Origin of the sequence: uncultured Streptococcus sp. (genome assembly GCF_963525625.1) — a bacterium.
Lineage (GTDB): Bacteria > Bacillota > Bacilli > Lactobacillales > Streptococcaceae > Streptococcus.
Genome location: NZ_CAURLD010000006.1, coordinates 67024 through 86871, shown reverse-complemented (window position 1 = coordinate 86871; position 19848 = coordinate 67024). Strand labels below are relative to the sequence as shown.

General features: G+C 44.4%; 21 protein-coding genes, 1 tRNA gene and 1 pseudogene. 1 reads left to right on the top strand and 22 read right to left on the bottom strand.

Annotated features, from left to right (window positions below):
* Nucleotides 1–235: 235 nt before the first annotated feature.
* From RYK49_RS05005 to RYK49_RS04920, 18 genes and pseudogenes are all read right to left on the bottom strand, one after another.
* Nucleotides 236–2305 carry a M13 family metallopeptidase gene (locus RYK49_RS05005; RefSeq protein ID WP_314865059.1) on the bottom strand — a complete coding sequence of 690 codons (2070 nt, stop codon included), beginning with the start codon at nucleotides 2303–2305 and terminating at the stop codon, nucleotides 236–238.
* Between the two features lie 424 nt (nucleotides 2306–2729).
* A complete protein-coding gene (tehB, locus tag RYK49_RS05000; protein ID WP_223310670.1) occupies nucleotides 2730–3593 on the bottom strand; it encodes an SAM-dependent methyltransferase TehB in 864 nt (287 codons plus the stop codon).
* A 372-nt stretch (nucleotides 3594–3965) separates the two neighbouring features.
* A complete protein-coding gene (locus RYK49_RS04995; protein ID WP_314865051.1) occupies nucleotides 3966–4949 on the bottom strand; it encodes a hypothetical protein in 984 nt (327 codons plus the stop codon).
* Nucleotides 4950–5093: 144 nt separating this feature from the next.
* A complete protein-coding gene (gene smpB / locus RYK49_RS04990) occupies nucleotides 5094–5561 on the bottom strand; it encodes an SsrA-binding protein SmpB (protein WP_002894882.1) in 468 nt (155 codons plus the stop codon).
* Nucleotides 5524–7872, bottom strand: a complete 2349-nt coding sequence (gene rnr, locus RYK49_RS04985) for a ribonuclease R (RefSeq protein WP_314865049.1) — start codon at nucleotides 7870–7872, stop codon at nucleotides 5524–5526. Before rnr ends, smpB begins: the two co-directional genes overlap by 38 nt.
* A gap of 89 nt (nucleotides 7873–7961) precedes the next feature.
* Nucleotides 7962–8195, bottom strand: coding sequence for a preprotein translocase subunit SecG (gene secG / locus RYK49_RS04980; protein ID WP_002894878.1), 234 nt, complete (start codon nucleotides 8193–8195; stop codon nucleotides 7962–7964).
* A 42-nt stretch (nucleotides 8196–8237) separates the two neighbouring features.
* Nucleotides 8238–8387: a 50S ribosomal protein L33 gene (rpmG, locus tag RYK49_RS04975; RefSeq protein ID WP_072074309.1), complete on the bottom strand. Its 150-nt coding sequence runs from the start codon at nucleotides 8385–8387 to the stop codon at nucleotides 8238–8240.
* Nucleotides 8387–9589 carry a multidrug efflux MFS transporter gene (locus tag RYK49_RS04970; protein ID WP_314865084.1) on the bottom strand — a complete coding sequence of 401 codons (1203 nt, stop codon included), beginning with the start codon at nucleotides 9587–9589 and terminating at the stop codon, nucleotides 8387–8389. The genes rpmG and RYK49_RS04970 overlap by 1 nt, the downstream gene beginning before the upstream one ends.
* Before the next feature lie 3 nt (nucleotides 9590–9592).
* Complete coding sequence (gene coaE / locus RYK49_RS04965) at nucleotides 9593–10189, bottom strand: dephospho-CoA kinase (protein ID WP_314830536.1); 597 nt, start codon at nucleotides 10187–10189, stop codon at nucleotides 9593–9595.
* 5 nt (nucleotides 10190–10194) lie between these two features.
* Entirely contained in the window at nucleotides 10195–11019 is an 825-nt protein-coding gene (gene mutM, locus RYK49_RS04960) for a DNA-formamidopyrimidine glycosylase (protein ID WP_314830537.1), read from the bottom strand.
* Between the two features lie 27 nt (nucleotides 11020–11046).
* Complete coding sequence (locus tag RYK49_RS04955) at nucleotides 11047–11517, bottom strand: NUDIX domain-containing protein (RefSeq protein ID WP_314830538.1); 471 nt, start codon at nucleotides 11515–11517, stop codon at nucleotides 11047–11049.
* Nucleotide 11518: 1 nt separating this feature from the next.
* Nucleotides 11519–11728, bottom strand: a pseudogene (locus RYK49_RS04950) (hypothetical protein); the annotation flags it as partial.
* A 34-nt stretch (nucleotides 11729–11762) separates the two neighbouring features.
* A complete protein-coding gene (locus RYK49_RS04945; RefSeq protein ID WP_314830539.1) occupies nucleotides 11763–12668 on the bottom strand; it encodes a Fic family protein in 906 nt (301 codons plus the stop codon).
* A 223-nt stretch (nucleotides 12669–12891) separates the two neighbouring features.
* Nucleotides 12892–13791 carry a GTPase Era gene (era, locus tag RYK49_RS04940; protein WP_314830540.1) on the bottom strand — a complete coding sequence of 300 codons (900 nt, stop codon included), beginning with the start codon at nucleotides 13789–13791 and terminating at the stop codon, nucleotides 12892–12894.
* Nucleotides 13792–13857: 66 nt separating this feature from the next.
* The gene (locus tag RYK49_RS04935; RefSeq protein WP_002894866.1) at nucleotides 13858–14256 is read right to left on the bottom strand and encodes a diacylglycerol kinase family protein; all 399 of its coding nucleotides are present in this window, start codon (nucleotides 14254–14256) and stop codon (nucleotides 13858–13860) included.
* Nucleotides 14237–14734 (bottom strand): rRNA maturation RNase YbeY, encoded by a 498-nt coding sequence (ybeY, locus tag RYK49_RS04930; RefSeq protein ID WP_314830541.1) that lies wholly within the window; start codon nucleotides 14732–14734, stop codon nucleotides 14237–14239. Before ybeY ends, RYK49_RS04935 begins: the two co-directional genes overlap by 20 nt.
* Before the next feature lie 223 nt (nucleotides 14735–14957).
* Nucleotides 14958–15030: transfer RNA gene (locus RYK49_RS04925), tRNA-Thr, on the bottom strand.
* A gap of 48 nt (nucleotides 15031–15078) precedes the next feature.
* Nucleotides 15079–15648 (bottom strand): GNAT family N-acetyltransferase, encoded by a 570-nt coding sequence (locus RYK49_RS04920; RefSeq protein WP_314830542.1) that lies wholly within the window; start codon nucleotides 15646–15648, stop codon nucleotides 15079–15081.
* Between the two features lie 130 nt (nucleotides 15649–15778).
* Between RYK49_RS04920 and ald the strand changes: the two genes are divergently transcribed.
* Nucleotides 15779–16891, top strand: coding sequence for an alanine dehydrogenase (ald, locus tag RYK49_RS04915; protein ID WP_002931148.1), 1113 nt, complete (start codon nucleotides 15779–15781; stop codon nucleotides 16889–16891).
* Nucleotides 16892–16957: 66 nt separating this feature from the next.
* On the opposite strand, the gene RYK49_RS04910 is transcribed toward ald, so the two are convergent.
* From RYK49_RS04910 to frr, 4 genes are all read right to left on the bottom strand, one after another.
* Nucleotides 16958–17947, bottom strand: coding sequence for a PhoH family protein (locus RYK49_RS04910; RefSeq protein ID WP_314830543.1), 990 nt, complete (start codon nucleotides 17945–17947; stop codon nucleotides 16958–16960).
* Nucleotides 17948–18036: 89 nt separating this feature from the next.
* Nucleotides 18037–18252, bottom strand: a complete 216-nt coding sequence (locus tag RYK49_RS04905) for a YozE family protein (RefSeq protein ID WP_002894860.1) — start codon at nucleotides 18250–18252, stop codon at nucleotides 18037–18039.
* Nucleotides 18253–18320: 68 nt separating this feature from the next.
* Complete coding sequence (gene cvfB / locus RYK49_RS04900; protein WP_049541523.1) at nucleotides 18321–19175, bottom strand: RNA-binding virulence regulatory protein CvfB; 855 nt, start codon at nucleotides 19173–19175, stop codon at nucleotides 18321–18323.
* A gap of 103 nt (nucleotides 19176–19278) precedes the next feature.
* Nucleotides 19279–19836, bottom strand: a complete 558-nt coding sequence (gene frr, locus RYK49_RS04895; protein ID WP_125342347.1) for a ribosome recycling factor — start codon at nucleotides 19834–19836, stop codon at nucleotides 19279–19281.
* Nucleotides 19837–19848 lie beyond the last annotated feature (12 nt).

Here is a 19848-nt window from a genome sequence, read left to right as displayed (position 1 = left end):
TCTTGAATAAATTTCCATAGATTTATATCAAGCTGTATAAAAATTTTTTTGTAAAAGAAAAAAGCCAGATATAATCTGACTTTAAAGACACGTGGCTGCGGAGGCACAACCCGCAGCCGCGCAAGTATCGCAGGAAAGAATGGATAGGAGAAAAAGAACGAACTTCTCTCCTATTACCAAACTGGTTGTGCTTCATAGCTTAGATTATTTTACCGTCTTCTCTAGACAAGCCATCTTACCATACGCTGACCCGCTTATCTGGAGCCAGATACATGGCATCACCTTCTTTAATTTCTGGATAGGTTTCATAGAAGGCCTCTACATTTTTGAGTTGCTGGTTGACCCGCAGTTCGGACGGAGCATGGACATCTACCTTCAGGAGAAGTTGGTTAAATTGCAGACTGGCCTTGCTTCTCCAGATATTGGCATAGTTTTCAAAGTAATTCTTCAAGTCTGCATCTGGATATTTCTTTTTAACAACTTCTAGAGTAGCTGAAAGTCCACCCGCATCGGCTACATTTTCTGTTACCGTAAGCTTGCCGTTGACCTTGCCGCCGTAGATTTCAATACCATCCCACTGCTTGGTAACTGCTTCAATTTTCTTGTCAAAAGCTTTCTTATCTGCTTCTGTCCACCAATTATTCAAATTCCCCTCTTCATCAAAGTTTGCACCGTTTGAGTCGAAGGCGTGAGTAATCTCGTGACCGATAACCATACCGATACCACCATAGTTCTTTTCCATTTCTTGCTTAACATCAAAGAATGGATTCTGCAGGATTGCGGCTGGGAAGTTGATACTGTTATTTTCCTGTGAGTAATAAGCGTTGATATCATAGGAAGGCATCACCCACTCGTCCTTGTCTACTGGCTCAGAGAAGTGTTCAACATCATATTGATGTTTTGCTTGACTCAAAGCAATTGCATTTTCAAAGAAGGATTTTTTATCATCTACTTTTAAGGCCTTAGTCACTTCGCGAACTTTTTCAGGATAGCCGATATAGAGTTTCATCGTATCCAGCTTCTTGACTGCCTTCTGCTTGGTTTCTTCTGACAGCCATTCGTTTTTCAGCATACGTTCCCGATAAACTTCCTTGATATCTTTGACCATTTGGGTCACTTCTTGCTTGGCTTCCTCACCGAAATATTTGCGACCGTAGTAAAGACTAAAGACATCTGAAAAAGTTCCTGTTGTCAGGTTGTATGCTGCATCTTCCTTTGAAGTTGCTTCCTTAGTACCTTGCAAGGATTTTTGGTACTCTGCAAAAATCAGCCGATAGTCATCGGTTAGAAAACTAGATGCTGATGCTGCCTGCTTCACAAGCATCCAAGATTTGAGCTTGCCAAAGTTCTTGTCGTTGACTACTTTGGCAAAATTTTCATAATACTTAGGGTTAGGTACATTGACATCACCAGCTTCCTGGCCTAGATAGGCATTGATAATATCGTGAAACTTAAAGCTATCAGAGTAGGCATTGATGTCTTCTGCCGTCTTAGGATGGTGGAGATTTTTAATTTCCGAAGTTTCTTCATTGCTTTGAGCATACTTGGCCAATTCTCCATCAAATTCTAAGGCTTCTTTGACGATCTTTTCACTGTCTTTTTCACTATAGCCCAGCTTTTGCAAGGCTTCTTTGAATGCTTTTTCCAGCGGATCCATCATCCTTTTCTTAGCACCTTCATCTTCATAGTAGCTCTTATCCGGCAGCATAAGACTTGGACTGGACAGATTCACTTGTTTCTGATTGGTATTTTCTAGGTTAGAACTAATTTCAAAGGTAAACGGCAGAGCCAGACCACGCTTTTCCCAGTCAACAGCCTTGCTAGCTAGGTCCTTTAGATCGGACAAGTCTTCAATTTCCTTGAGATAGGACTTGAGAGGATCTAAGCCATCCTTTTCCCGCTGCTTGAAGTCAGTAGCTTGCTGGTAGTATTTGATAAACTCAGGCATACCTTCAATCGTTGACTCTTCTTTACCAGAGACTAGATTTTTGACATCCGCCTTCATCTTATCCTTGACCTGCTCGTTCAGCTCATAAAACACACCGTTAGACGGCTGATCGCTAGGAATCTCTGCCTTTTCCAGCCATTTTTTATTGATGGCTTGATAGTAATTGGTCCTCACTGTGGCATTCTTATCGATCGGTGTTTCCTGAGGGACAAAGGTCTTATAAGCCCAGTAGCCACCGGCAGCTAAGATTAGGCCGGTCACAGTCAACGTAGAAGTTAGAATGATTTTCGTTCTTTTCTTCATGAGTTCCTCCTTGTATATTAAGTAAAATATAATTAACTTTTTTATTTTACTCATTTACTTTAACATATTCTTTTTTCCTCGTCAACAGAAAACTGAAGGTCTGGAAAAATTTGCCGCAAGAGGAGAAAATAAGGTCATTCAGTCTGCTTTTAAAAGTGATCTGCTCTAGACTCACACTTAAAGAAAAACTAAAGTTTCCATCAGCTGTCCTGTTGCTTCCAGCTCTTTTCTCTCCTCCTTGCACTTTCTAGTATAGCCTCCAAACTTCAGATATTTCTCAAGAAATTCTAAAATATTTCTAAAGTTTTTTACTAAAATAAAAAAGACTAAGACAAAAATGCCTCAGTCTAGCTTTATTATGTTCAAAAAATATTGAATCTGAGACAATTTAAATTGTCTCCCAGACCTTTTAAACCAGAACCTCAAAATAAGTGGGAAAAGCTAAATTTTCAAAAATTAGCTTCTGTCCTAGCATCTTCTACTGAACCTTTTTAGCCAGCATAGTCGCAAAGCGCAGCTGAATTCGATTGCCGTTTTCATCACGGCGGTGGAGGTGGCCAGGATTTTCATTGTACTTAACTAGCTCCCAGTCTTTATAATACTCAGCAAGTTCACCTTCCTTAAAAGTAAAAGGAAAGGGAACAGAGCATGGGAAGTCTTCTGTATCCATAGCACAGACGATGAGATTGTAGCCACCAAGCGCTGTATGCTCTTGCATATTGCGGATAATATCCGGAATCCGCTCCGCCTGCAGGAACATAAGTACAACAGTGGAAACGATCAAATCATAAGTCTGGGTCAAACTAGCTGAGTTGATATCGTAGCTACCCACTGGCAGATCTAAATCCTCCTGCTCCACAATGCTCCGTAAGATCTCCAGCGCCAGCTCATTCTGATCTACGGCCGTCACTTCAAAGCCCTGCTTGGCCAGAAAGAGAGCATTGCGACCTTGGCCACAGCCTAGATCTAATGCCCGTCCTGACCGGACTGTCTGCATGGCTTCCAAAACCTCTGAGTGCACTGGATTGCTGCCGTATTTCTTTGGGAAGTAATCCTCAGGCCGACAGTAAAACTCCAAATACCACTCCAAATTATCTGTCAAGGCTTCGACCCGATGCCAAGCTTGGGGCTGGGCAAAAGGATTGTCCCGACCAGCTTCAAAGATGTGCTCAGCCAGCTCCTCACCTTCCTCTGACATCTCGACAAACTTAAGGTGTCCCTTGAGAACAGTGATTTTGCCCCAAGTTCCCTCTTTGGTATTGTGCTTTCTTTTTACCGCTTCTGGCATGGTCTCAGCCGTCCACAGCGGCATACGTTTATAGGCTAGCAATTCTTCTGTCATAAAAAATCCTTTCTCTGAAAGCCAAGCTCCGAATAATCTAACTGTCTTTATCATACTCGAAAAGCACAGACTTGACAAGTGTCAAATTGAACGGCCTTCCCTGCAAAAAGAAAGAACTTGTCCATCAACCAGTTCTTTCTCACATAGGAAGTTTATGAATCTTCTTTTTTCTTGCTAACTTGCTTATAGCCAAAGAAGCCTAATACTGCAGCCAGCAGCATATCTTTGATAGTTCAATTCAAAAAATACGAGAACATCAAGAAAAAATATATCACTGTACCCTTATCGGTCCGAGCTCAGTAACAAAAATCAAAGTGTGCTCTTTCAGATAATATACTGCCGAAGATAGAAAATAAACCGTCTACCAACATTCTAATCATTCAGATGATAAAGATTTTTGGCTTTTTCAATATCATAATATTGGTCAAATTCTTCTTTGGAATTGACCGTATGATCCTGACCATCTGTAGAAAATTCCTTGGGTATCTTAGAGTCTCTATAAAGATTATAATCGTTTGGCAAAAACTTTGAATAAACCGATGCAATTCTATCAACGTTATCAAAACTATTTTCATTTGTCAAAATGACAACTTGAGAATTCTCTTTCTCTAATATGTTCATAGCATTTTTATCTTTGCTAATAAGTGTGCCTACCATTTCCTCTGGTTTGATTGTAAAATGGAACCCAACTACATCACTTTTTATTCCAAAGTCAGATATATTACTAAGTTTTATAGTAGAATAGGGAAACTTTATATTTTCAATAGCTTTTACTTCTTCAATTTTTCTTGTTTGAAGATTTAAAAACACCTGTTTCTTTGCTCTAGACTCTTCTAAGGGTCTAATGTAAAGCGCCAACAAATCATTACCTTTATAAGAATAGACTGGGCCAATATAACTCGCAATATACCCCTTCTTATATTCGTCCACTGTAGCCAGTAAGTCAATTTCAGGTTCCTCTTTCAGTTTATTCCCTTCTATCTTGTAAATTGATAAAGTCCAATAGGCATCCTTCCCAACCGATTCATGAATATCCGAAGGGTGCTTTGGTAATTTCATATTATCCCTGAGAATATAGTTTTGAGATGTAGGATTGCGCCATTCAGTGAATAATTGTTTATTATACTTGCGCAATTCTGCTTCCTCTGACTGAACTACATCCCAATGTACTATCGCTCCTTTGCCATCCGCAATAAATTGATAAGAGTCTATTTTCGCTTTTCCAGTGTAATACTGGTAGCCTGTATATTTCTCCGACAGATACCATTGATAGAGGAATAAACTTCCCCCTATCAATCCGAGAACAGATACAAACAACAGTAATCGGTTCAACCATTTTCTATTTGTCTTTTTCATGTTTTTCTAATTACTCCACTATGTACTTTATTTTAAAATATAAACTTTGAGGAAAATCAGTTATTCTAAAACCTTCATCCTTTCCATTATAGCATAAATCAAAAGTCAGAGTTGAATACTCAAAAAGACCGGTCCCCCAGTCTTTCATCTTGTATTAAAGTTCTTCATCTGTCTAGCGATGTCGCGGTTTTGCTCGCGGCGTTTGATGGACTCGCGCTTGTCGTAATCGTGCTTCCCTTTGGCTAGACCTAGGAGGAGCTTAGCATAGCCGTCCTTGAGATAGACCTTGAGCGGCACCAGCGTCATACCAGTTCCCTTGGTCTCCTGCTCCAGCTTTTGGATCTGCTTCTTATGCAGCAGCAGCTTTCTGCGACGTTCAGGCTCTTGGTTCCAGATATTGCCCTCTTCATAAGGCGCGATATGAACATTGCTGAGCCAGGCCTCACCGTTCTTAATCTGGGCAAAGCCATCTTTGAGATTGATACGAGCAGCCCGGACGCTCTTGATTTCCGTCCCCGTCAGCACCATGCCAGCCTCGATGGTGTCTACGATGGTGTAGTCGTGTCTGGCCTTTTTATTTTGCGCGACGACCTTTCCTTCTCCCTTTGCCATGCTTGGCTCCTTTCTTGACTAGTTCCTTGTAAAATGCCTTCTGGCTCTTGCCTTTCTTGGACTTCTTATCTTTCTTATCTCTGTAGCCTTTTTCTTTAGAAGAATGGCTGCGCTTGTCATCCTCACGGCGTCTCTTTCTGCCTGACTTGCCTCTGCCACTCTTGCTAGTCTTTTCTACCAGGTCAAATTCACTAGGCAGGTATTCAAAGTCAATCTCGCCTGTAGCCTTATCCGCTCGAACCAGCTTGATGCGAATCTGCTGGCCGACCTTGAAGACCACGCCAGACTTTTCTCCTTGCAGGGTCATAGTCCGCTCATTGTAGTTGTAAAACTCTGGCAAGTTGGTAACATGAATCAAGCCTTCGACCGTATTGGGCAGCTCGACAAAGAGTCCAAACTTAACTACGCTTGATACCACGCCGTCAAACTCTTCCCCAACGAATTCTTCCATGTACTCAGCCTTCTTCATGGCTTCAACTTCACGCTCGGCCTCTATAGCCCGACGCTCTCGGCTGGAAGACTGACTGGCAATCTCTGGAATCACTTGCTCAAAATGCTCTGCTATTTCTTTAGACTTGCCATAATCCCGCACCATCCGGTGAACCAGAAGGTCCGGATAGCGGCGAATCGGGCTGGTGAAATGCGTATAAAACTCCGCTGCCAGACCATAGTGTCCGTGATTGTGCTCAGAGTAGCGAGCCTGCTGCATGGAGCGCAGAAGCATCATGGATAGAACATCCTCATAAGGCTGATCCTTGACCGCCTCCATAATATCCTGCAGTGCCTGTTGACTCATGGAGCTAGCCGTCCCGTAAATCCGAATCCCAAAGCTAGAGGCGTAGTCGATAAACTTCTGCACCTTCTCCGCCTTAGGCTCCTCGTGGATCCGATAGATGAAGGGCAGATTTAGCTTAGCAAAATGCTCAGCCACCGTCTCATTCGCCACCAGCATAAAGGACTCAATCATGCGCTCAGCAATTCCTCGCTGACGTAGGACAATATCCACTGGCCGACCTTCCTTGTTGACCATGATTTTGGCTTCATTAGTGTCAAAGTTAAGTGCACCACGTTTAAAGCGCATGCTTTCCAGAATCTCATGTAGTCGTACCATGCTGTCAATACTAGGCACAATTTCCTTGAACTGCTCAGCTTTTTCCTGATTTCCAGCAATGATGTCGTTGACATCACTGTAGGTCATGCGGAAGGTCGTCTTGATAACAGTCTGGGTGATGGCATGCTTTACCACGCGCCCCTTGGCATCAATCTCCATGATAGCCGACTGGGTCAGACGGTCCACATTGGGATTGAGCGAGCAGATACCGTTGGACAGGCGCTCTGGCAGCATAGGTACCACCCGATCGGTCACATAGACTGAGGTTGCCCGATTGAGGGCTTCCTTGTCCAGCTCAGAGCCTTCTTTGACATAGTAGGACACATCTGCGATATGGACGCCTAGCTCAAAGTTGCCATTTTTAAGGCGCTTGATATGGACCGCATCATCCAAGTCCTTGGCATCTGCTCCATCGATGGTAAAGGTAATCTCTTCGCGCAGGTCCAAACGCCCTGCCAAATCACTCTCAGTCGGTGCATCCGGAACTCGCTCGGCTTCTTCCAAGACCTTTTCTGAAAATTCGGAGACAATGTCCATCGACTCCAGCACTTCCAGTACATCAATACCTGGGTCGTTGACATGGCCGACCACATCAACCAGACTGGCCACGAAGAAATCGTGTTTCTTGCTTGGATATTTGTCAATAGTGACCTTGAGTACCTCTGTACCATCCAGAACTAAGGCTGGTTTTTTAACATATATAGGCTGGCTGATTTTCTGATTTTTCGAGCGAATATAGCCCGCATACTTGGGCTTTTCTTCATCCAGAACCAGCTGGCCAACTGCCGACGTCAGGCTGTGCTCCAGAATATTGATAATCTTAGCCTCAGCTGATGTTCCCTTGATACGGTCTGCCACCTTGGTGATGACTACTTCCACCGTATCGCCATCAATGGCATGATTGATATCATTGCGGCCGACAAAGAGGTCATCCTCTTCCTCATTCAGGGTGACAAAGCCAAAGCCATTCTTGTGGGCATGAAAAACACCTTTGAGCGTCAGACGCTCCTTCTTTTTCTTCTCATAAATCTCAATCCGCCCCTTGTCATCAAAGCGAATCTGATGCTTTCTTTCCATCTGGGAGATGGTCTTAACCAAGCTACTAAAAGCCTTGGAAGACTCTTTCCCCAAAGCAGCCGCCAGCTCATCTACGCTAGCCTGCTGCCTTTCTTTTAAATATTCAATGATTTCTGATTTCATATTCCTCTTCTCTTGATGAGTTCATTCTTCATCCTTGCTAAATCTCTTTAAAACTTAAAAAATAGGCCAAGACGAAGTCAGAGCCCATTTTATTTACTAGATAATACTGCTAATACCAATGCAATCAATAGCCAGAAGAAAATCATGATTCCCGTCATACGCTGCATCACAGCTTCAAAACCGCGTGCCTTAGGACGTTCAAACAAATCGTTGGCACTGGCATCAAAGACGTTGCTGGACTGATTTTTGGTTGGTTGCATAAAAATTGCAATGACAATAATAGCTGATAAAATGACTAAAATGGTTAATAATAGGTTGTACATAAATAAAAACTCCTTAAAATCCTATCTATTTTATCATAAAATCTACTTGGATTCAAGATGTAAAGTAACTTTTCTTTCCTTAGGGCAATACTTTAAGACCTCAATTTTTTCCGGATGCGTTTTAGTATTTTTGCTGGTCAGATAATTCTGACTGCCGCAACTGGAACATTTTAAATTTATTTTAACGCGCACTAGATATCCTTCTTTTTAAATAAATTTCGAAAACTAAAGAGATTAGCCAGCATACTGACAGCAACTAGCCCTGCTGTTGCATAAAAGACTGAATGATAGCCATAGGCTGCCGCAATGACCGATCCAGACATAGGGCCGACTACCCCACCCAGATAAAAGAAAATCTGATTATAGCTGAAAATCCTAGAGATTCCAAACTTGGGTGTTATCTTACTTAGCAGAGCATTGACACCTGGTATCAGCGCACCTGTTCCTAGGCCAAATAAAAAGCGATAAAAGCCCAGCTGCATAGGGGAGCCAGCATTGGCACAGAGCAGATAAATCAGGATTGAATAGAACTGAGCCAGCACTAGAAGTCGGTGATTGCCGATACGGTCTCCTAAACGCCCCAGAATGCTGGAGCTCATCATGCTGGAAAGTCCCATGCTAGAAACAATGAGACCCGAAACAAAGATTAGATTGTCCTTTTGCCCCAACTCTCTGACATAGAGGGAAAGGATAGGGCTGATAGATTGAGCTGCAAACTGGATGACAAAGCTAGTCAGAAAGAGATTAATCAACATCTTAGGATACCTGAGTTGGCGCAGTAATTCCTTAAAGCCTACCTCTTCTTGTCGGGTCACTGGCACAAAATCCTCCCGAATCAAATAAAAGGTCATCAAGGCTGCCACCAGAAAGAAGCCGCCAATCAGGAGAAAGACATTGCGAATACCGAACATCTCCGCAATCAGACCGCCAATAAATGGCCCCATAAGATTACCCGCAACGACACCGGTCGCGAGAGTTCCCAGAGCATAACCCGTTTTTTCCTTGGGAGCCTGACTGGCAATCAGAGCTGTGCTGTTGGGAACATAACCAGCGAAAACACCGTTTAGAAAGCGTAGGAGCAAGAGCCAGAAAATATTGGGTACAAAGGCAATACCTCCCATAGTGAAAACCATGGCAGTAGCTGCACGTATCATCATAGGCTTACGGCCATATCGATCGGCGAGACTTCCCCAGACAGGAGAGAGCAGCGCCGCTGAGATTGCAGAGAGTGAAATCCCTAGCCCAGCGTAATACTCCACCTCATGACCGCTAGCACCCAACTGCTCCACGAAAAGTGGCATAAAAGGCGTCACCAGAGAAATGCTGGCACCTGTCAGGAAGTTCCCAAACCAAGCGACTTTCAGGTTATGTTTCCAATTTACTTGTGTCGTGATAAATCATCTTCTTTCTAATTTCTGCAAAGCATCGCGAAGCTGCTGTCGAGTTTCCTCAAGCGAGCCATTATTATCAATCAGCACGTCCGCCCTCTTTCGTTTTTCTCGGAGAGATAGCTGAGCTGCTATGCGTTTTTCTGCCTCTTCCTGACTGAGGGCATTTCGAGACATAAGACGACTGAGCTGAGTTTCCTCAGTCACATCCACCAGCCAGATCTGGTCAAACCAGTCTTCATATTGTAACTCAAACAGCAAGGGAAAATCCATAAAAAAGGTATCTTCCGTCTCTGCGAGCATATCTCGCCTGCCAGCCAGTTCCTCGCGGATAATCTGGTTTTGTATTTGACTGGACCGCGCCATGAGTTCGGGATTCCCAAAAATCATAGCTCCCAGCTTGGGCCGATCCAAGCGCCCATCTTCCTGTAAGATAGTTGGACCAAAAGCGGATAAAAGAGCTTGATAAAGCCGTCCGCCCGGCTCCTGTAGCTTATGAACCACCTGATCCGCATCGATAACCTGATATCCCTGCTGCCTCAAAACCTCTGTCACAGTTGACTTACCCGAGGCAATGCCGCCAGTGATACCGATAATTCTTGCCATGACAGCTACCTCGCTTTCTGGCAATGAGGACAGAGATGGGTACCTCGACCGCCCAGCTTAATTTTCTCAATCGGGCTGCCGCATCTAGCGCAGGGTTGACCGGTCTTCCCATAGACCTGCAGAAAATCCTGCATCGTGCCATCTTCACCCAAAGCATTGCGATAGGTCCGAATGGTCGATCCTCTCTTTTCAATCCCGAGCTGCAAAACTTCTATAATCTGCTCACGCAGCCGCTTCACTTCAGCTGGTTTCAGACTAGCTGCTGGCCTTGCCGGATGAATCCGCGCCCGCCAAAGGGCCTCATCTACATAGATATTGCCCAGACCAACGACCAAGGTCTGCTCTAGCAAATAGGGTTTGATGAGCTTCTTGGAACGACTCAAAGCTGCTGCAAAAGGCGACAAAAGAAAGTCCGCCTCTGTCGGCTCAGGACCAAGCTTTCTGGCAGCAAAATAAGCCTCCAGCTGATTCTTTCTCAAGAGCTCCATGGTCCCAAACTTGCGGACATCCTCATAAACAAGCGTCCCACCATCTGTCATCTCGAAAAAGACATGGGCATGCTTGCGCTCAGGCACCGCATCAGCATAAAAAAGATACTTACCTTCCATTCGCAGATGGGAAACCAGCACTCCGCCTGTCAGATAAAAGAGCAAATACTTGCCCCGACGGCCAATCCTTTCAATGGTCTGACCTGGCAAGTCATGGACAAAGCTATCCACTCCCGTTCCAATCATCTTGGCATAGCGGACCTGCACCTGCCCAATCGTCTTGCCAACAACCAGACGCTCCAAACCGCGCTTAACCGTTTCCACTTCAGGTAATTCAGGCATAAAGCTCCTTTCTTATTCTTTCTAATATCAAAGCCCCATAGCAAAGCTGTCCGAAAAATACTCATCTAGCATCAGGCGGTGTTTATCCGATACATTTTCCAGCTCTGCTATTTCTTCTTTAGAAAAAAAGCCTAACCGCAGTGTTTCCTCATTATGAAAATTGGAAATATCAACATTCTCCAGTGCTTGCAATTCATACAGAAAGACAACCGTCTGCACTTTGTCACCATTAGGATAAGATTCATCAAAATTAGTGTAAACATTCAGCAAGCGCTTGGCTTCAACAGAAATGCCTGTCTCTTCGTAAAACTCACGCACGGCTGCTTGCAAAGAAGTCTCCCCGAGCTCCATAGCTCCACCAGGAATCGCCCATGTTTTCTTATCACCTCGCAACTGCAGAAGCACACGACCGTCCTCGTCTGCTACAATTCCACCAGCAAAATTCAGAATAACCTTATCATGCCCCACCTTGGAGCGAATATAGGAAATATAGTCCATATCAAAATCCTTTCAATTTCTCTGGGGAGGCAGCATTTTGAAAGAAATAGCGCAGCAGCTGAATATGCGTATCCACATCACTAAAAAGCCAAGCATGCCCTTTGTCAGGATAATAGGCGCATTCAGACCTAGCATTTTTCTGCGCCAATCTGCGGTGCAAGTCATGAATGGTTTCAGCTTCTTTTCCACCTGAGACAAAGAAAGCAAGATTGGAAAGATTTATATCAACTATAAATCTGATCCCCTTATTCTTCGTCATCAAGAGATAGAATCCCCAAATACATATCCAACCTTTCATTGATATATTTGGCAAATAAATCCTCCATTGCCGATAAACTTCCTTTTGAATGAAAGTCATCAAATGCTTGGTAATAGGCCAATCTATCCGTAAATTTTATATCAATCGGTGGATAGTCCGCCTTCATCAACTCCAAATTCACCAAGAGCCTACCCGTTCGGCCATTGCCGTCAATAAACGGATGGATATTCTCAAAGGAAATATGAAACTGAGCTAATTTGGTCACCATATTTTCCTGACTTGCAGCATAGTCTATTAGAAGCTTTTCCATCAATGGAGCAATCATATACGGCTGAGCCGGTTCATTGGCTGCTCCCATGATGCGCACCGGGACTCTCCGATAAATGCCTCGGTCATTTTTTTTATCTGCTAATACTAGATAATGAATATCCTTTATCATCTGTTCTGACAAAGGCTGGTTCTCCTCAACAAGCCTTTGAACATACTGAAAAGCCTCCTGATGACCGATTGCCTCCATATGATCTTTTAAAGGCTTTTGGTCAATAGTCAATCCACGCAGGACCAAATCTGTCTCACGCAAGGTCAGAGTATTGCCCTCAATGGCATTTGAGTTATAAGTATATTCGACTGTGAACTCTTCATTCAGCCGCTCCAGCTCTCCATCCGTCAAAGGACGAAGTTTTGATAACTGCATCATCTTTTCATCAATCAAGGGCAAGAGACTCTCGACTTTTTTATAACGGCCATCTGCTGGCTTTCTGGCATTTGAGGGAATTCTCCACAAACGCCCTTCTTGGACAGCACCCGGAATCTTTCTCTGACTGCACAGAGACCGAACTCGACGATCAGAAATCCCCCAGAGATCAGCTGCCTGCCTCACTGTCATATACATGAACACTCCTCACTTTCTCCCTCTATTATACCATAGTCCGGAACAATATGAGGAATAACGGAACAATGTTTGCAGATTAACGGAAGGATAGCAAATATTTAATAACGCAATATCAACAATTTTCTATCTTGCTGCTAGTTTGTAGTAGAAAGAGATAACAAAATGTTATGCTCTCTTTCACCGCTATTTCAAACATAATTTTTCCAAGCTTGCTTAGAAAACCTCAATACTCCTTCTTATTATACCCAAAGTCCGCCAAATCCAGCTTCTTGTCCCGCCAGTTTTTCTTGACCTTGACCCAGGTTTCTAGGAAGACCTTGTCCCCTAGCATGAGCTCAATATCGCGCCGAGCCATAGATCCGATTTTCTTCAGCATGGATCCGCCTTTGCCGATGATAATACCTTTTTGGCTATCACGCTCTACCATGATGGTCGCTCGGATATGGACCTTGTCTGTCTCCTCGTCTCGCTTCATGCTATCAACGACCACCGCGACTGAATGGGGAATTTCCTCCCGCGTCAGCATCAAAACCTTCTCCCGAATCATCTCAGACACTAGGAAACGCTCTGGATGGTCCGTGATTTGATCTTCTGGGAAATACTGGAAGCCTTCCTCCAGATTCTCGCTAAGGATGTCAACCAGACGGGAAACATTATTACCCTGCAGAGCTGAAATCGGCACAATTTCTTTGAAGTCCATCTGCTGACGGAAATCATCAATTTGCGCTAAAAGCTGATCCGGATGGACTTTATCAATCTTATTAACCACCAAAATAACTGGCACCTTAGCCGCTTTCAGGCGTTCCATAATCATATCGTCACCCTTGCCACGCGGCTCATCAGCTGGCACCATGAAAAGGACAGTATCCACCTCACGCAGAGTGCTGTAAGCTGCTTCTACCATGAAATCACCTAGAGCCGTCTTGGGTTTGTGGATTCCCGGCGTGTCGATAAAGACAATCTGCTCCTTATCCGTCGTGTAAATTCCCATAATTTTATTGCGCGTTGTCTGAGCCTTATCGCTCATGATAGCAATTTTTTGCCCCATAACATGATTCAAAAAGGTTGATTTCCCAACATTAGGACGTCCTAAAATAGCTACAAAACCTGATTTAAAAGTCATTATTTCACCTCTATTATTTTCATTAAAACAGCAGAAAATCGGCAGTCTCCCCCGATTTTCAAATCTTTAAAAAATCCAATCCCAAATCTTGGGAACAAAAATAATCAACCCCGTCACCACAGCAAAGCCAGACACGACCAGAACAGCTCCCGCTGCCATATCCTTGGCATTCTTTGCCCGCATAGAAAAGTGGTAATCACTGGCCAGATCCACGACATTTTCAATGGCAGAATTGACAATCTCAAAGGCAATGACCAAAAAAATGCTCAAAAAGAGAAAGAGCCATTCTATCGCGGACAAGTCAAAAATCAGTCCCGCAACTATCACTGCCAAAGCCGAAAGAACATGCTTGCGCAGATTGCGCTCCTCTTTAAAGGCTGTAAAAATACCGGTTAAAGCAAATTCCAGACTCGAGACCACATCTCGATTTTTCCATTTGCGTTTGTTATTTCCTTGTGAGTCCATAAGCAGTTAAAATTTCTTCCTGTAAACCAAACATTTCTGCTTCTTCTTCCGGCGTATAGTGATCATAGCCGTTGATATGCAGAAAACCATGCACTGCCAAAAAGCCCATCTCCCGCTCAAAGCTGTGGCCGTATTCCTCTGCCTGCTCACGCGCCTTGTCCACTGAAATGAACAACTCGCCGATATAGGCGTCAAAATCTTCCAGCATCTCAGCTAGCTCAGGGTGGTCCAGCAAATCCTCCTCGTCAACAGCGATGTCCAGCTCAGGCTTATACTCCAAGCTAATCACATCCGTCGGCCGATCCGTATCTCTATATTCCAAGTTGAGTTCATGACTGCGCGCATTGCTGACAAAAGTCACAGCCATTTCCTTCTTTTCCTTGCCCGTTTTCTGAGCCGCAAATTCTAAAACATCTTGGGTCTGTTTGATGATTTCTTCTGAAATCTGACCCGTTTCATCTACCATTTCGATATACATATCTTACCCGCTTTGCTAGTATTACCTTATTATATCATATTTTGACTCACTTTAGGGAGCCGAGGGCAGGCTTTTGGAAAATAGCAGAGCAGATTTGTCAACCTCTCACTGCAAAGACAAAAACAGTTATTTTTATTTTTCCCCTCCTAAAACTTTGCCTTTCACTATCAGCCATCATTGACAAAAAGAAAAGGCTGGGAAAACCCAACCTTGTCCTACAAGATGCTAATTGCCGGGATCGAACCGGCGACCTCATCCTTACCATGGATGCGCTCTGCCAACTGAGCTAAATCAGCGTACCTATCTAATATATCATGTAGATAGGTGCTTGTCAATATCCTTTCTCATTTTTTTGCAAAATAATCTTCCCTAGTCAGATAGTAATGAACCCGTGTCACAATGCGACCATTCTCATGCTTATCCAGTGACGCATAAGGCTCTTTATGGGAATATTTCATACCAGACTTGACCATAACTCGGCCAGATGCTGGATTATCCACATCATGCAGCGCTACAAGCTTGTTCATTCCGATTTGCTCAAAAGCCAGCTTGATGACTGCGCGATTGGCCTCTGTCGTATAACCCTGATTCCAGTATTTTTTATTGATTACATAGCCGATAGCTGCCGTTTTCAAGTCTATCCTAATCTTATGAAGGTCAATCGTCCCGATGAATTTGCCACTCTCCTTCACTTCTATCCCCCAGCGCCCCAGAGGATTGGCCAGATAAAAGAGAGCGATATTATTGCGTGTTTCTTCCAAGCTTTTATTTGTCTCAAACGTATAGCGAGTATTTTCCTCATCTGATGCATACTCAAACATCGCAGGGGCATCCTCCAAGGTCACCGGACACAGAATCAACCGCTTAGTTTCCAGTCTGGCATGATGAGCCAGTTTGACATAGATATTTTCCATCAGGACCTCCTAGATTTTCTTAACAGAATAGCACAATTCACTGATGAAAGCAAACCGCTCCGATTTTTTCTTGATTTTTAAAGCGTTTTCATATACAATAAAAACATCTTAAAAAAGGAGCATATTTTTTATGTTAATCGGTATTCCAAAAGAAATCAAAAACAATGAAAATCGTGTAGCTCTGACACCAGCTGGTGTTCATAGTCTCGTTGGCAAAGGCCATGAAGTTCTGATTGAGACGAATGCTGGTCTGGGATCTGGCTTTGCCGATGCAGACTATGAAAAGCAAGGTGCAAAAATCGTCCCTACTGCTGCAGAAGCGTGGGCAGCTGAGCTGGTGGTTAAGGTCAAAGAACCTCTGGCAGCTGAATATGGCTTCCTCCGTGATGACCTCTTGCTCTTTACCTACCTGCACATGGCTGCCGCTCCTGAGCTAGCAGATGCTATGACTAGTGCCAAGACAACCGGTCTGGCCTACGAAACTGTCCGCGATCAAGATGGACAACTGCCACTCTTGGTACCTATGAGTGAGGTAGCTGGACGGATGGCGGTCCAAATCGGAGCCCACTTCCTGACAAAGCGTGAAGGTGGATCTGGCGTACTTCTCGGTGGTGTACCGGGCGTTCCAAAAGGGAAAGTTACCATCATCGGTGGCGGTGTCGTGGGAACGCATGCCGCTCGTATCGCACTAGGACTGGGGGCTCAAGTGACTATTCTGGATATCAGCGCTAAGCGTCTGTCTGTCCTAGAAGATGTCTTCGGTCATCAAATCCAGACCCTCATGTCTAATCCTTTCAATATCGAAGCTAGTGTTCGAGAGGCAGATGTCGTAATTGGCGCTGTCCTCATTCCAGGTGCGAAGGCTCCGAAACTGGTAACAGACGATATGGTTAAGCAAATGCGTCCAGGCTCTGTCATTGTAGACGTAGCCGTTGACCAGGGCGGTGTCATTGAAACAGCTGACCGTGTGACGACTCACACCGAGCCTGTTTATGAAAAACATGGTGTCCTCCACTATGCCGTTGCGAATATCCCTGGTGCCGTAGCCCGCACTTCTACCATCGCCCTGACCAATGTCACTCTTCCTTATGTGGAGGCTTTGGCAGGGAAAGGCTTCAAGCAAGCCATTGCAGATGACCAAGGCCTGCGCCAAGGTGTCACAACCTACCAAGGTCACATCACCAGCCAACCAGTTGCAGAAGGCCTCAACAAGGACTACACATCTATTGACGAACTCGTTTAGTTGAACATTTCAACTTTAAAATCAATCCCAAAAAAAGAGCAGAAATAAATCTGCTCTTTTCGTATGTTATTCCATTTCTTCTGGCTCAGTTGCTGTCTCTTTAACAGGAGCTGGTTCGTAAGCTCGGATAATCTCCGCCACCACTGGATGACGAACGACATCCTTAGCTGAGAAATGCACAAAGTCGATCTGGGAGATGTTTTTCAATTTCTCCTGAGCATCAATGAGGCCAGACTTAACATTGCGAGGCAGGTCGATCTGACTGATGTCTCCATTGACAATCATCTTGGACTGGAAGCCCAGCCGCGTCAGAAACATCTTCATCTGCATGATGGTGGTGTTCTGAGCTTCGTCTAGTATCACAAAGGCATCATCAAGTGTTCGCCCCCGCATATAGGCTAGGGGAGCAATCTCAATAATCTCTCGCTCCATAAGGCGCGTCGTTTGATCCTTACCCAAAATCTGATACAAGGCATCATAGACCGGACGCAGATATGGATCCACCTTTTCCTTAAGGTCACCAGGCAGAAAGCCCAGACTCTCACCAGCTTCTACCGCGGGCCTTGTGAGGATAATTCGCTTGACCTGCCCACGCTTAAGAGCAGTCACGGCCAAGGTCACCGCTAGAAAGGTCTTCCCTGTTCCAGCTGGCCCGATACCAAAGACAATATCATGATTTTTAACACTGTCCACATAGATTTTTTGACCAAGTGTCTTGACGCGAATCGGCTTGCCATAGCTGTCTTTGATGATTTCTTCTTCGTAAAGAGCTACAAACTTATCAATTTCATCATTTTTGACCATGGTAATGGCTGTCACTACATCGGGCGTGCCAATGGTCATGCCACGATTGACCAAGACCAAGAGAGCTTGAATCACCTGGCGAGCCTCCTCACAGGAAGCCTCCGTACCTAAAATCTGCACAATCTCGGTCCGAGCATGGATGGTGACTTTCAATTCCTGCTCCATCAGACGCAGATGTCGTTCATTAGAGCCAAAGAGATGAAAGGCATCATCTGGATGGCCCAGTTTTAATTCTACTGAATGTTCCTGCAAACAAAGAACCTCTCTATTTTATTTTTTGAATGAATTACCTTTATTATATCAAAGCAAGCAGAAAATGACTATCCCTAGCCACTAACCACTTAATGGGCTTGATATTCTTCCCAAATAGCATCGAATTCACCCAAGTTAAAGGAAAAATTTGCGTGCTCCTCCAGAAAACGACTGACCTCATCAAAATCATCCGTATGCTTTGGAAAGGCCGTATCCTGAAAAGCCAAGTCCGCCAAAATAGCCTTGGGCTCCTTGCTCTTAGGATTTCGCTCTGTCATCAGCCAGCTGTAAAAAGATTTTCTCATGGGTTCCTTTCATTTCTTTAAGATCATATCCTTCCAAGCATCAGCTCTAGATACGAGACTCTCTATCCTCACACCAACTCTGTTCCGGTCGGATCTTGCTTGATTTTACCAGCTTTCATCAGCCCACCCAGAGCTTTTTTAAACTGGCCTTTGGAAATACCAAAAGTGGCCTTGATGTCGTCTGGTGAAGACTTATCGTTCAAGGTCATAAAGCCGCCATTGCTCTCCAGATAGGTCAGAATCATCTGGGCATCGTTTTCCAGCATTTCAAAGGAGCGAGGCTTGAGAGAGAGGTTAAGGGTCCGGTCTACTTCACGGAAGCCAATCACCCGTGCGTCCAAGACCTGTCCCAGACGAGGCTCTGCATAGCGCTCACTTGGGTGGATGAAGCCCAGCATGTTATTCTCCGGCAGGTAGACAAAAGTGCCAGAAAGCTTGAGCCGATAAACGATGGCTGGCCAGTTTTGGTTCTGCATATTATTGTAGGCAGGACGAGCCAAGCGTTGGAAATCCTCCTGATAGGCCAACTGACCCCAGATGCGGTCTTTCTTGTCCACATCTAGACGGATATAAAGGCGGTCGCCCTTCTTAGGCCAGAGTTCCTTAATTTCTGGCAAAATGTCCAGTGACACGACGATTTGCTTATCCGGCAGACCGGTATCAACAAAGACGCCTAGATCCTTGCGAACCTCCGTTACTGTTCCCCAGCCAAACTGCTCTTGAGTAGCCGTGACTTCAAGAGTTGTCAGACGAAGCTTCTGCTTCATATCGCTGTAGGCAAAGCCTTTGACAGACTGCCCCAGCTCATGCGCCCCCTCTTCCTTAGAAAGAGCGTAAACCTGACCGTCCTTTTGAACAAAGTAAAAGCGATCATTTTCATCCGTGATGATACCCACAATGAAGCTGGCAAGATTTGTATTCATATAGACCTATTTTCTACCTTGCTTCTTCAAACCGGGCAAGGATTTTTGATGTTAAAACAACTCAGTCAGCCAAAGCCAACTGAGTTTTGATTCTGATAAAATGTCAAACTTCTAAAAGTTCTTTTTCTTTATTTGCTGTCATCTCATCGATATGTTTGACAGCATCGTCCGTTACTTTTTGAATATCCTTTTCCAAGGTCTTCAAGTCATCTTCAGTGATTTCTTTGGCTTTTTCCTGCTTCTTAGCTTCATCCATAGCATCACGGCGGATATTACGGATAGCAACCTTAGCATTTTCACCGACCTTTTTCACTTCCTTAGCCAAATCACGACGAGTTTCCTCTGTCAGAGCTGGAATGACCAGACGAATCACAGAGCCATCGCTGGCTGGCGTAATTCCAAGATCAGAAGCATTAAGCGCACGCTCAATGTCCTTGATAGAAGACTTGTCAAAAGGTGTCACCAAAAGAACACGCGCTTCCGGAATCGTAATCGAAGCGATTTGGTTGAGCGGAGTTTCTACTCCATAATACTCCACATGGATGCGGTCCAAAAGGCTGGCATTGGCGCGTCCAGCACGGATGCTGCCAAATTCACGAGCCAAACTTTGGTGCGAGTGGGTCATTCTTTCTTTTGCTTTTTCTACAATTGCATTTGCCATGAGTTTCTAATC

Coding starts and splice junctions, on each gene's coding strand:
- RYK49_RS05005 (WP_314865059.1), bottom strand. CDS start 2,305: ATGAGTAAAATAAAAAAGTTAATTATATTTTACTTAATATACAAGGAG.
- tehB (WP_223310670.1), bottom strand. CDS start 3,593: ATGACAGAAGAATTGCTAGCCTATAAACGTATGCCGCTGTGGACGGCT.
- RYK49_RS04995 (WP_314865051.1), bottom strand. CDS start 4,949: ATGAAAAAGACAAATAGAAAATGGTTGAACCGATTACTGTTGTTTGTA.
- smpB (WP_002894882.1), bottom strand. CDS start 5,561: ATGGCAAAGGGAGAAGGAAAGGTCGTCGCGCAAAATAAAAAGGCCAGA.
- rnr (WP_314865049.1), bottom strand. CDS start 7,872: ATGAAATCAGAAATCATTGAATATTTAAAAGAAAGGCAGCAGGCTAGC.
- secG (WP_002894878.1), bottom strand. CDS start 8,195: ATGTACAACCTATTATTAACCATTTTAGTCATTTTATCAGCTATTATT.
- coaE (WP_314830536.1), bottom strand. CDS start 10,189: ATGGCAAGAATTATCGGTATCACTGGCGGCATTGCCTCGGGTAAGTCA.
- mutM (WP_314830537.1), bottom strand. CDS start 11,019: ATGCCTGAATTACCTGAAGTGGAAACGGTTAAGCGCGGTTTGGAGCGT.
- RYK49_RS04955 (WP_314830538.1), bottom strand. CDS start 11,517: ATGGACTATATTTCCTATATTCGCTCCAAGGTGGGGCATGATAAGGTT.
- RYK49_RS04945 (WP_314830539.1), bottom strand. CDS start 12,668: ATGTATATGACAGTGAGGCAGGCAGCTGATCTCTGGGGGATTTCTGAT.
- era (WP_314830540.1), bottom strand. CDS start 13,791: ATGACTTTTAAATCAGGTTTTGTAGCTATTTTAGGACGTCCTAATGTT.
- RYK49_RS04935 (WP_002894866.1), bottom strand. CDS start 14,256: ATGGACTCACAAGGAAATAACAAACGCAAATGGAAAAATCGAGATGTG.
- ybeY (WP_314830541.1), bottom strand. CDS start 14,734: ATGTATATCGAAATGGTAGATGAAACGGGTCAGATTTCAGAAGAAATC.
- RYK49_RS04920 (WP_314830542.1), bottom strand. CDS start 15,648: ATGGAAAATATCTATGTCAAACTGGCTCATCATGCCAGACTGGAAACT.
- ald (WP_002931148.1), top strand. CDS start 15,779: ATGTTAATCGGTATTCCAAAAGAAATCAAAAACAATGAAAATCGTGTA.
- RYK49_RS04905 (WP_002894860.1), bottom strand. CDS start 18,252: ATGAGAAAATCTTTTTACAGCTGGCTGATGACAGAGCGAAATCCTAAG.
- cvfB (WP_049541523.1), bottom strand. CDS start 19,175: ATGAATACAAATCTTGCCAGCTTCATTGTGGGTATCATCACGGATGAA.
- frr (WP_125342347.1), bottom strand. CDS start 19,836: ATGGCAAATGCAATTGTAGAAAAAGCAAAAGAAAGAATGACCCACTCG.